The sequence below is a fragment of the Aeromonas sp. FDAARGOS 1405 genome, assembly GCF_019048265.1.
Lineage (GTDB): Bacteria > Pseudomonadota > Gammaproteobacteria > Enterobacterales > Aeromonadaceae > Aeromonas > Aeromonas veronii_A.
Genome location: NZ_CP077311.1, coordinates 199,455 through 211,040, shown reverse-complemented (window position 1 = coordinate 211,040; position 11,586 = coordinate 199,455). Strand labels below are relative to the sequence as shown.

12 protein-coding genes are annotated in these 11,586 nt (G+C 59.7%); 5 read left to right on the top strand and 7 right to left on the bottom strand.

Annotated elements, in window-relative coordinates; translation table 11 throughout:
- Window positions 1-72: 72 nt before the first annotated feature.
- The 3 genes from I6L35_RS00990 to I6L35_RS00980 all read left to right on the top strand — a co-directional run bounded on the left by I6L35_RS00990 (window position 73) and on the right by I6L35_RS00980 (window position 2,673).
- Entirely contained in the window at window positions 73-945 is an 873-nt protein-coding gene (locus tag I6L35_RS00990; RefSeq protein WP_216979311.1) for a LysR family transcriptional regulator, read from the top strand.
- Between the two features lie 145 nt (window positions 946-1,090).
- Window positions 1,091-1,954, top strand: coding sequence for a glyoxalase III HchA (gene hchA / locus I6L35_RS00985; protein WP_041208110.1), 864 nt, complete (start codon window positions 1,091-1,093; stop codon window positions 1,952-1,954).
- Window positions 1,951-2,673, top strand: a complete 723-nt coding sequence (locus I6L35_RS00980) for a PA1136 family autoinducer-binding transcriptional regulator (protein WP_216979310.1) — start codon at window positions 1,951-1,953, stop codon at window positions 2,671-2,673. The genes hchA and I6L35_RS00980 overlap by 4 nt, the downstream gene beginning before the upstream one ends.
- A 72-nt stretch (window positions 2,674-2,745) precedes the next feature.
- On the opposite strand, the gene I6L35_RS00975 is transcribed toward I6L35_RS00980, so the two are convergent.
- Window positions 2,746-4,011 carry a RidA family protein gene (locus tag I6L35_RS00975; protein WP_216979309.1) on the bottom strand — a complete coding sequence of 422 codons (1,266 nt, stop codon included), beginning with the start codon at window positions 4,009-4,011 and terminating at the stop codon, window positions 2,746-2,748.
- A gap of 940 nt (window positions 4,012-4,951) precedes the next feature.
- Between I6L35_RS00975 and I6L35_RS00970 the strand changes: the two genes are divergently transcribed.
- Window positions 4,952-5,227 (top strand): hypothetical protein, encoded by a 276-nt coding sequence (locus I6L35_RS00970; RefSeq protein WP_005343832.1) that lies wholly within the window; start codon window positions 4,952-4,954, stop codon window positions 5,225-5,227.
- A 59-nt stretch (window positions 5,228-5,286) separates the two neighbouring features.
- On the opposite strand, the gene I6L35_RS00965 is transcribed toward I6L35_RS00970, so the two are convergent.
- Window positions 5,287-5,889, bottom strand: a complete 603-nt coding sequence (locus I6L35_RS00965; protein ID WP_216979308.1) for an HAD family phosphatase — start codon at window positions 5,887-5,889, stop codon at window positions 5,287-5,289.
- Window positions 5,890-6,061: 172 nt separating this feature from the next.
- Here I6L35_RS00965 and I6L35_RS00960 point away from each other — a divergent pair, with 172 nt between their 5' ends.
- Entirely contained in the window at window positions 6,062-7,438 is a 1,377-nt protein-coding gene (locus I6L35_RS00960; protein WP_216979307.1) for an MDR family MFS transporter, read from the top strand.
- Here I6L35_RS00960 and I6L35_RS00955 read toward each other — a convergent pair whose 3' ends face one another.
- The 5 genes from I6L35_RS00955 to I6L35_RS00935 form a co-directional block, all read right to left on the bottom strand.
- Entirely contained in the window at window positions 7,439-9,070 is a 1,632-nt protein-coding gene (locus I6L35_RS00955; protein WP_216979306.1) for an alpha-glucosidase, read from the bottom strand. It abuts the gene before it with no gap.
- Window positions 9,071-9,269: 199 nt separating this feature from the next.
- Complete coding sequence (locus tag I6L35_RS00950) at window positions 9,270-9,650, bottom strand: DUF1622 domain-containing protein (protein WP_005353951.1); 381 nt, start codon at window positions 9,648-9,650, stop codon at window positions 9,270-9,272.
- A 67-nt stretch (window positions 9,651-9,717) separates the two neighbouring features.
- Window positions 9,718-10,041 (bottom strand): N(4)-acetylcytidine aminohydrolase, encoded by a 324-nt coding sequence (yqfB, locus tag I6L35_RS00945; protein ID WP_216979305.1) that lies wholly within the window; start codon window positions 10,039-10,041, stop codon window positions 9,718-9,720.
- 42 nt (window positions 10,042-10,083) lie between these two features.
- The gene (locus tag I6L35_RS00940) at window positions 10,084-10,755 is read right to left on the bottom strand and encodes a Crp/Fnr family transcriptional regulator (protein ID WP_216979304.1); all 672 of its coding nucleotides are present in this window, start codon (window positions 10,753-10,755) and stop codon (window positions 10,084-10,086) included.
- A 105-nt stretch (window positions 10,756-10,860) separates the two neighbouring features.
- Window positions 10,861-11,586: a nucleoside phosphorylase gene (locus I6L35_RS00935; RefSeq protein ID WP_216979303.1), complete on the bottom strand. Its 726-nt coding sequence runs from the start codon at window positions 11,584-11,586 to the stop codon at window positions 10,861-10,863.

Genomic DNA, 11,586 nt, shown 5'->3' with positions numbered 1-11,586 from the left:
AGATTGCTGATGAATAAACGCAGTATTATCCCTCACCTGTAATGCAAAAATGCATTTCAACCGGGAGTCGTGATGAACTGGGATGATGCGAAAATTTTTCTGGCGTTGCATCGGGAAGGTAGCCTGAGGGGCGCCGCCCGTGTGGTCGGGGTCGATCAGGCCACCATTGGCAGACGGATTGCCGCACTGGAGCATCGTCTGGCGGCCACGCTGTTTCTCCGCACATCCAAAGGGTATGTGCTGACCAATGTCGGGGAGATAGTGCTGGCCAGCGCTCAGCAGATGGAGCTGGCGGCCATTGATTTCGTGCGGGCGGCGCAAGGGGTCGACAACCGTCTGGTCGGGGAGGTCAGCGTGGCGACTACAGACACCCTGGGGATGGATTTTCTGATACCGGCCCTGACCGAGCTGCATCAGCGTTATCCCGATATCAGGGTCATCCTCAATACCTCTACCCAGGTGGTCAATCTGTCCTTGCGGGAAGCGGATATCGCGATCCGGACGGTGAAGCCGGACAATCCCGACCTGATTATTCGCAAGCTGGTCTCCTGGCCGGTCGGGTTGTATGCCTCCGCCGACTATCTGGCTTGCCATGGCATTCCCGAAGCGGGCACCGGTTTTGCGGGCCATTCGCTGGTGGTGTATGAGCCCCACTGGCAGAGCGCGCGATCCCCCATGATGCTCGAAGAGGCGGCCGAGGGAGCCACGGTCGCCGCGGGGGTCAATACCAGCCTGATGCTGCGTCAGGCCCTGTTGATGGGGTTGGGGCTTGGCGAGGTGGCGGTTCCGCTGGCCGAGCAAGCCGGGTTGATGCGGGTCTGGCCCGAGCGGCAATTAGAGCAATCCTACGATGTGTGGCTGGTGACCCATCAGGATGTGCAGCATGCTGCGCGGGTCAGAGCGGTCATGGATGCCATCGTCAAGGCATTTGCCGCAATGGACTAACCCTGGCGGGCGCTCTGTTCAGGTTTTGTCGCAGCGCTGTCACATCCCTTGCCATAGTCATGGCGGTTGAGGGAAAACCCTCATTTACTTGGTCTCTGACAGTCAATACTGTGAGACCGAGTCCACCACTACTGGAGCCTGACCCATGACCGACATGCTTGTTGACGATAAACAACCAACCCCGGATCCGGCAGAGCAGAATGCCTTCTTCCCGTCGCCCTACTCCCTGAGCCAGTTCACCTCGCGCAAATCTGACCTTGCCGGGGCCGACTATCCCGCTCCCTATCGGGAGGGGCGCTGGAAGATCCTGCTGATCGGGGCCGATGAGCGCTATCTGCCTACCGACAACGGCACCCTGTTTTCCACCGGCAACCATCCGGTCGAAACCCTGCTGCCCATGTATCACCTCGACAAGGCGGGCTTTGCCTTTGATGTGGCCACCCTCTCCGGCAATCCGGTCAAGTTCGAGTGGTGGGCCATGCCCGGCGAAGATGAAGAGGTGCTGGGGCTCTATGGCAAATATCAGGCGCAGTTCCGCCAACCGGCCAAGCTGGCCGATCTGCTGAAAGAGGCGCTGGCCGCCGACTCGGACTATATCGGCGTCTTTATTCCCGGCGGGCACGGCGCCCTGATGGGGCTGCCGGAGAGTGCCGAGGTGAAAGCGCTGCTGGAGTGGGCGATGGCCAACGATCGCTTCATCATCTCCCTCTGTCACGGGCCTGCTGCGCTGCTGGCGGTGGCCAATCCAGAGACCTTCGCGGGCTACAAGATCTGCGCCTTCCCCGACGAGCTGGATGCCCAGACCCCGGCAATTGGCTATATGCCTGGCCACCTTACCTGGAAGTTTGGCGAGAAGCTCAAAGAGATTGGCTTTGAGATCGTCAACAACGGCATCTCGGGAGAGGTGTGCCGGGATCGCAATCTGCTGACCGGTGACAGCCCGCTGGCTGGTAATAACCTCGGCAAGCTGGCCGCCACCACCTTGCTGGAGGCGGTTGCCAAGCGATGAGGTTGTCGTCATCGCCAGCGAATGCATTGCAGGTCGCGGTGGCGCTGGAAGGGTGCCAGCGGCTGGAGGAGATCCAGCAACTGGTGCGCGCCTTTGCCACCCCGCTGGGGTATCACCGCTTTGCGCTTTTCTCCATCAGCGCCAGCGAGGAGGGGGTGGTCGAGCATCTTTACTGGCTGGAGGGGGCGTGGCTGGAGAGCGGTGAGGTGGTCGACCTGCATGCCTATATGCGCGAGTGCCCGATGGCGATGCATATCAGGGAGCGAGACCAGCCCTTCTTCTGGAGCAAAACGGTTGGCGCCTCTGGTGAGCAGTACCGTATCGTTCGCCAGCCCGAAGTGCCGGGCCGACATGGCTTGCAGGTACCCGTCTATGGGCCGTTGGGACTGGAGGGGGCGATGAGTTTTGGCGGTGATCAGATCGATGCCAGCGCTCCCGCTCGGGTTGGCCTTGCGCTGATCGCGGTGGCAGCTTTTCATGCAGCTCGTCGGCTGATGGAGATGCCGGTAGCGGGCCACGAGCGCGGCCTCACTGGTCGTGAGCGCGAAGTGCTGGAGTGGGTCTCCCGGGGTTGGCGCCATGCCGACATCGCCACCACCCTGAAGCTCTCGGTGCGCACGGTCGAGAACCATCTGCGCAGTGCCCGCCGTCGGCTGGGGGTGGCCACCACGGCAGAGGCGGTCAGAGTGGCGATCAGGAACCGCGATATCGAGGGCTGAGGGGCTACCTCTTTGTCTGACATGTAAAAAGAGACCGGCATATAGCCGGTCTCTTTTTATTTATTGCAACCCTTACGCCTGCGGCGGGGTGCTTTCGGCGTTGGACATCACTGCATCGATTTGTACCAGAGCACCGGCGGGCAGTTCGCGCACCGCGATCACGGTGCGGGCCGGCAGGTAGGCCGGGAAGTATTTGGTATAGATGGCATCCACCTCGGCCAGATCCGCGATATTGGCGAGCTGGATATTGACCTTGACGATATCGTCCATCACATGGCCGATGCTCTCCACAATCGCCTTGATATTGCTGAGGCACTGGGCGGTCTGTTCCTTGATGCAGCCAGCCAGGATCTTGCCGGTGGCGGGGTCAATCGGCAGTTGGGCAGAGAGATGGTTGTAGTGGGAGAAGGCGACGGTCTGGCAATGGAGCGGGCTCTGCGGTGCCTTGTCGGTATTGCGGGCACGGATCACCAGATTGTGTCTGTCTTCCACCAGTTGCGGCGGGGTGCCGTCACCGTGGGAGATGACCGCATCCATCTGCACCCGTGCCCCCATGGGCAGGGCGGCGGCACTGACCACAGAGCGGGCGGGCAGATAGGCAACGGCGCGGGCGATGGCGGAGTCGGGGAAGAAGGTGGTGTAGACCTCGTTGACGGCCTCCAGATCGGCCAGATCGGTCAGATAGACGGTAACCTTGACGATATCGTCAAACGGCACGTCGATGCTCTCCAGCACCGCCTTGATATTGCGCAGGCACTGGCCCGCCTGCTCCTTGATGCCACTGGCAACCAGCTGGCCCGAGGCGGCCTCGACCGGCAGCTGGGCGCCGATATTGTTGTAGTGGGAGAAGGCCACGGTATGGGTGGAGAGCGGATTGTGCGGCGCCTTGTCGCTATTGCGGGCGAGCTTCACTAGCGGGCAAGGATCTTGCGGGAAGGTACCTTCGCCGTTGGAGATGATGGCATCGATCTGCACCAGCGCGCCCAGCGGCAGGGCGGCGACGGCGAGGGTGGTGCGGGTCGGCAGATAGCCCGGGAAGAATTCGCGATAGACGGCGTTGACCGCCTCCAGATCCGCCATCTCTTTCAGGAAGATGGTCGCTTTGACCATATCGTCCATCACATGGCCGATGCTCTCGATGATCGCCTTGAGGTTGCTCAGACACTGTCTGGCCTGCGCGGTGACATCGCCACTCACCATCTTGCCGGTGGCGGGATCGACCGGCAGCTGGGCGGAGATATTGTTGTAATGAGAAAACGCCACCGTTTGGGTGCAGGGGCCCAGATCCTGGGGTGCATGGGGGGTATTTCTTGCCGACTTGATGATGGTGCCACTCATAGATATGCCTCTTTTTAATATTTGTTGTTCATTCAGGTACAGGTTTACCCCATCTTGTTGTGCGCCACGGCCACTGCGCCAGCGGCGGCATCCCCGGTTATTATTTGTGATCCACTCAATTACTGAGAGGAATAAGGGAGAAGAGAACAGGGTAGATATTTCAGACGCTGCGATTCTATGAGTGGCTATCAGGGGTTGCAAACCGCTGATTGCATTTCTATGAGATGGCTCAATGGGCGCAAATTTAAGCATATTGCTATTCAATTCACGCTGAATAGTCACCTGTTTGCTCGCCAATGGCCCAGCATCGAGCAGTAGTCCAGTCCGGACGGGTGTTGGGGCACAGGCCTTGGCAGTGAAGGAGTGTAAAGAAAGGGTTAATGCGATGCATCAAGCTGCCATCAAACGATTTTATTGTGCATAGATATGTATTTTATGTTTTTTTAGTCATCTATCTTGCCGCGCAAAAATATGCTAGCAGACATGAATGTAACAGTGGTTAAAGATGTGGCTGGAATATAATTCAAATATTTGCATGGGCGACGCCTGTTCATTATCGATAGGCTGACGGCTGGCCCAGAACCGGAGCGTTTTTATCTTTTTATATATCTGGTGAAATATGCGTAACCAGTGTTGTGGCCCCTTACCGGAGCGACCGCAGTTGGCAATATATCGGCTGACAGGGGGCAGTATGGTCAAGGCATCAGGCAACCGAATGACGCCGACCTGGCGTGGAGCCATGGATAGGGGTCTCTACAGTGGTTGGTTGTCTATTGCACGCCGGGGATGATGGGTCCTCTGGACAGGCCATGTGCGGTGACATGATGATTTGCGAGATTGTTAACAAAAATGTGAACAAGATCACCGGACGGATAAGGGTTTGAGGCTGGAAATTGACCAAAAAGGAGTAGAATGGCACTTTATTTTTGAGGGTCATTCGATGCCCAACTATCACTTCTTCACGCTGGGCCAGGCGCTTACCTATCTCGATGCCAATGCCCCCCGTTATAGCGATGAGCGTCGTCAGCTGGTTGAGCAGGGATTTTCCGCCATGGCAGCCCCCGTCTTTGCAGATACGCCGGCTGAGGCGCTGGCGTTGCTGCGTCATCATCAGACATGGCAGGAGAAAGCCATGGCCGATGCACTCTCTTTGACGGTTTCCCCCGGGCCGACGCTCATCTCCTGTCTGCAGGAGCAGCCTTTATCCGGGAGTTGAACAGCAACAGTGCGTCATCCGGGAGGATGCGCCATGTTGCTGCGCTGCCAGCTCGCCTCCTACCTCTGTTGCAGCTCGCCTTCCATTACCAGTAGGGTATCCATTCCTGCCGCCTTGCCTGCCTCAAGCCCGATCCGGGTATCTTCAAAGACCAGACAGTTAGCTGGATTGGCCCCCAGCTGTTCGGCCACTTTCAGAAACGTATCCGGATGGGGTTTGTGGTTGGTGACATCATCTGCGCTCACTACCACAGAAATATAGGCATCGAGACCGGTGATCTTCAGGATGGCGTCCGCCTGATTGCGTGGTGAGCCGGTGCCAATTCCCATCTTCACTTTGCCGTGATAGTGCCTGACCAGCGCCCACATCTTGGGAAAGACGCTGACCTTGTCGATATGGGTCATGTAGAGGGCAATCTTGCGAAGGGTAAAGGCCTCGACATCTACCGTCAGCCCCTGCTGCTCGGCCAGCATGGCGATGATCTTGCGGGTGGGAATGCCGCCGTATTGATAGAGCTGATCCCGCTCGAAGGGGATGCCGAATTCGGCGCAGGTGAGCTCCCAGGCATCCAGATGAAGGGGCATGGAGTCCACCAGGGTGCCATCCATATCGAAAATCAGGGCATCGTAGTGATCAAATCCGTACTGTTCTGGCGCGCTCATGGGGACTCCTCGAATCAAATAGGGCAGGCTAGCAGATTGGGGACATCGATTATGGGATCTGTCTCATGATCGGGCAGATGTGACCGCCGTTTTTTCTATCTCTTGCTGATTTGTGAGACAATAACTCGCTCAATTGCCGATCCTTTGGCATATCAGATCAGCGAGTCCCCTTATGACCTCGAAAATATCCCCTAAAACCATCTTCTCCAGTGTGGCGCTGGTGATCGCGCTCGGTTCGCTGGAGAAGAGCATCGTCACCACCCCGCTGCCGATGATCGGTGCCGAGCTGCACGCCGGTGCCGCCCTCACCTGGGTGGTCACCGCCTACCTGCTGGCGGCCACCGCCGTACTGCCTCTCTATGGCAAACTGAGTGATCTCTTTGGCCGGGTACGGATGCTCAATATCGCCATTGGTCTCTTTCTGGCGGGCTCTATCGCCTGCGCCCTCTCTCAGGATCTGCCGACCCTGCTGGCGGCCCGAGTGCTGCAAGGATTGGGAGGGGGCGGCCTGATTGCTCTTGCCTTTACCGTGATTGCCGACACGATTCCGCCGCGGGAAGTGGGCAAGTATCAGGGGTACATTTCGGCGGTCTATGCGGTCTCCAGCATTGCCGGGCCCCTGCTGGGTGGCTACTTTACCGAACAACTCAGCTGGCGCTGGATCTTCTGGATCAACCTGCCGCTTGGTGCACTGGCGATCTACCTGATCAACCGCAATCTTAAACAGCTCAATGTGCGTCGCCACAGTCGCTTCGACTGGAAGGGGGCGGCACTGCTCATTACCGTCACCACCTTGACTCTGTTGTTGCTCTCACCCGAGGCAGCCCTCCCTGCCATCTGGCTGGCGGGGGCTCTGGCGGTCTCTCTGATGTTGCTGGTGCTGATTGAGCGGCGCGCTCATGACCCCATACTGCCAGCCCATCTGGTGCGGCTGCCCGGTTATCTGGTGAGTGTGCTGCTGGTGATGTTCTCCCAGTTGCTGATGTTTGCGGTGTTGGTTTATCTACCCCTGCAGATGCAGTGGCAAAAGGGGCTGAGCGCCAGTGAGAGCGGGATGAGTATGGTGATCTTCATGATCTGCATTACCGCCGGCGCTTTTGTCGGCGGCAAACTCATCGGGCGTACCGGTCACTACAAGAGTTTTGTGGCGGTAGGCTTCGGGCTGGCTGCAGTGGCGCTTTGGCAGATCCACTTTGATGCCTGGGTCAAGCTGGCCCTCGGCTTTGCCGGTATTGGCCTGGGTCTGGTGTTGCCCGCCCTCTCGGTGGTGGTACAGAATGCCTTGCCACGGGAAGATCGCGGCATCGGCATGTCGCTGTTCAACTTTGGCCGTGAGCTGGGGGGGGCCATCGGGGTGGCCATCTGCGCCATGCTGTTCCATTCCAGCCTGCCTGCCGGTAGTGGCAGTGATCTGAGTCGGCTTGGGCCCGATCTGCTGGCCGCAGGTTTCAGCACCACTTATATCGGCATGGGGCTGATTGCCACGCTGGCGCTGCTGATCACTCTGCTGGCATTGAAGCGCCATGAGCTGGCCTCTATCAATGCCTGATCAATCGGCTAGCCATACCGCACACTGATAAGGGGCGAAGAGTGGCAGTGGTTCGCCAGGGTAATTGGCCAGCAGCAACCGCATCTTGTCTGTCACCTTGTCGAAGTGGGGCATCGGCAAGGGATTGGCCGTGAGATTGGCGAGCAGCAGCAGGGTGTGCTGCTCTCCGCTGGCCGGATCCTGCCAGTGGCGGAGATAGCTGATACGCTCGGGATCATCCCCATCCAGCAGCTCGAAATTGCCGTGGCGAATGACCGGGTGAGCCTTGCGCAGGGCGATAAGCTGGCGATAGCAGTGAAACGGTGAGTCGGGGCGGGCCAGCTGCTCGTCAGCATTTATCTCGACGTGGTTTGCATTGAGGGCGATCCAGGGGGTGGCCGTGCTGAAACCGGCGTGGAGGCCAGCGTCCCACTGCATCGGGGTGCGGGCGTTGTCGCGGCCGATGGCATCGAGCCGCCGACTCAGCTCGGCAGGATCCAGCCCTGACTGGCTGGCGCGGTAGTTGATTGCCTCCACATCGCGTAGCTCGTCCGGCTGCCAGTGACGGTTGGTCATGGCCAGCTCCTCCCCCTGATAGATGAAGGGAGTGCCCTGCATCATGTGCAGCACCATGGCCCACAGCCTGGCGCTGGTTTCCCGCCACTCTGGCCTGTCATCGCCAAAGCGGGAGACGGCGCGAGGCAGGTCGTGGTTGCCGAGAAACAGGCTGTTCCAGCCACGCCCGTGTAGCCCTTGCTGGTGGCGGGTCATGGCTCGCTTGAAGGCGAGGGGATCAAAGCGGGATGACCACTTGTCACTGCCCAGCCCCAGATGCTCGAAGTTGAACACCATGCTGAACTCGCTGCCATCGTGGTTCGAATAGTTCTGCATATGGGCGAGATCGGCTCCCCAGGTCTCCCCCACCGTGATGATCCCCTTGCCGCCGAAGCTGGCGGCATTGAGCTCGCGGATATAGTCGTGCAGGCGCGGGCCATTGCTCATGGCAAGCTGGTCCCACTCCTTGCTCACCATATCGATCACATCGAAGCGAAATCCCTTGATCCCTTTGCCCAGCCAGAAGTTGATCACCGCCGCCATTTCGGCGCGCACCGCCGGGTTGTCCCAGTCCAGATCGGCTTGACTGGGATCGAAGTTGTGCAGGTAGTAGCGATCAAGCTCCGGCACGTACTGCCAGCCGCTGCCGCCAAAAATCGAGGTAATGGGGTGAGCGTCAACGAAGGCCTGGTCGCGAAACACGTAATAACTCTGATAACGGGGATCCCCGGCCAGTGCCTTCATAAACCACTCGTGCTCGGTGGAGGTGTGGTTGGCGACGATATCCATCATGATGCCGATGCCGTGAGCGGCCGCTTCGGCTATCAGCAGCTCCATCTCGGTCAGGGTGCCGAAGGCGGGGTCGATGGCACGGTAGTCCGCCACATCGTAGCCGTTGTCCCGTTTGGGGGAGCGATAGATGGGGGTGAGCCAGAGCATATCGACCCCGAGGGTGGCCAGATAGTTGAGGCGCTGACGGATGCCGTTGATGTCGCCCAGTCCGTCGCCATCGCTGTCCTGAAAGCTCATGGGGTAGATCTGGTAGATGACGCAGCTATCGAGGTCTATATCGGGCGTGTGGAGGGGTTGCGGGTTCATCAGCGTGGCCGGTTGGGGAGGAGATTTTCTATCTTACGCAGATGAGCTGCTACTCGACAGGGCAGGGGAAACCTTGAAAAGGGTTCCATTGTTGGCTGATTGCCAAAAGTGCGGGAAGGGTCACAAAGGTGCCATCCCAGGCCACGGCTGTGGTCGGGATGGCACGGCACTCAGCGATGATGCTATGCAGGAATACTGGTTATTGAGCAGCCTTGGTCTGCTCGCTGCGCTGCTCCTGCTGGTGTTCCGCTTGTGCCTCCAGCTCCTTGCCGAGGAAGTAGTTCAGGAAGGTACGGATGACCGCGATGATGGCAAGACGGATCAGCTCCTCCTTGCTCGGCGCGACTGTGGTGGCCAGGATGTCGGCGGCCAGCTGGAACTCCAGCGCCAGAATAAGCCAGCTGCCAAAACAGAGGCGAATGCGCGGAAAGCCGGGTTGGTGATCCCGCACTCTTGCCGCCAGCCAGAGGGTCTTGCCAAGGCCAATGACCACACAGGCGATGGAGATGATCTCCAGCAGCAGCTGGAACAGCTCGACCCCGTGCATCATCCCCTCTTTCAGGCTCGCTATCTCAAACACTCGGGTCACCTCCATGATTCAAAAGAGGACACTATTAACACATCGCTCGGCAATGGCCAAATCCGGCTCAGGCAATCAGTTTGAATTCAATCACATAGAGCGGCGGCATATCGGGGTAGATATCGCGGATCACCTGTTTGAGCTCGGGGAGGGTCATGTTCTCCTGACGGGCGTGCTCGTCGTTCAGTTCATCGAAGGCTACCGCCTTGACCGAGAGCACCTCGATGGTGCCAAAGGGCTGGTGCTCCGGGTTGGTAAACAGCGCCAACCGCTGGCCAGGCTGCCAGTTGGCTTCGCTCTCGTCGCGAATGGTGATGGTTTTGCGGCCCGCCTGAATATCGGCGACGAAGCGGCTGAAGAAGGTGAATTCGGGATAGGAATGGGCAGACATGGTGACTCCTGACTGGGTGAATCGAAATGAGGTGAATGGAAATCAAAGATCGAGATAGGCGCGCAGCTTGGCCAGATTGGCGATAACGGGGCCATTGCTGCCGTCGGCGACTATGCCCTGCTCGATCAGCTCCTTGAGGGCGCGGCGGTAAACCCGCTCGGTGGTGCCGAAGCGCGCCGCCTCGTGGGCCCGCTTGCGCGATCCCAGCATCGGAGTGCGCTGGCGCTCTCGCCACAGCTCATAGGCGATGTTGTAGGCGATGGGGTGGAGCAGCCGGCTGGTGGTGATCTCCAGGGTATCGAGATAGTCGCTGGCAAGCGCCGCGGCGAAGAAGAGGGTCAGCTCGGGCTCGGTCAGCAGGCGCTGGGCCAGCTTGTGGGCGCAGATGACCCGTGCGTCCAGTTCGGTCTCGGCCACCACGTTCCACTGCACCGGGGTGGCGCTGAAGAACTCCATCTCACCGAAGATCTGGCTGTGGCACTCAATTTCGCCGAGCTGGAAGATGCGGCCCGAGTGCACCGTACTGTTGAGGGAGACCCGGCCATGTTCGACCAGATAGAGCTGCTCGCTCTGCTCCCCCTGCCGCATGATCAATTCGCCCGGCAGGTAACGGCGCAGAAACAGGGTGCAGACGTCGAGCGCCGCGGCAAAGCGGGGTTCAAGCTGCTGGAGTTCGGCGTGAAAACGGCCTAGGGGGTAGGGCTGTTGCTGCATGACTTGCCTGTCGCACCGGATCACGAGGGCCATGAGGCTAGCAAGAGTGCGGGCCGGATACCAGCCCGCACGGTAGCGGATGTGCCGCAGTTAACGGTTTGCGGGTTATTGCACCAACGCGTGGAGGGCGGCGGCGATGGCTTGCTGCTCACCGGCCATCATCGCCTGTTCGGCGCTGGCGTAATCCGCTACCCCTTGTTGCACATCCTGCTCGAACAGCACCACGTTGCAGAGCACGGCGGCGACCCGCACCTTGCGCAGGCGACCCACGGTCAGCAGGGCTGCGGTCTCCATGTCAGCGCCGAGCACGCCACGGGCATGCCAGTAGCGGCACACCTCCTGCTCATCATCTCGATAGAAGCTGTCGTGGGAGCGTACCAGCCCGTGCCAATGAGGCTGGCTGCCGGTCGCTACATGGTTGAGCAAGGCGGCCTGCAGCCAGATATCGGCGCAGGCGGGGTACTCGGCGGGCAGATAGGCCTGTGAGGCCCCCTCATTGCGTACCGCCCCTTCCACCACGATAAGGTCGCCAAGGCCGATGTCGTGCTGCAGGGCACCGGCGGAGCCGACCCGTATGAGCGAGTGGGCACCGGCTTGCACCAGCTCCTCCAGCGCTATGATGGCCGAGGCGCCGCCGATGCCGGTGCTGCAGACCGTGATGGGCTGCCCCTGATAGCGGCCGTTGATGAGGCGAAACTCCCGGTTTTGCCCCAGCACTTCACACTGTTCGAGCTGGCTGGCGATGCGATCGACCCGGGCCGGGTCGCCGCACAGTACCACTCGCTCGGCAATCTGGTCGGGGCGGCACTGAAGATGGGGTAACAGACTCAT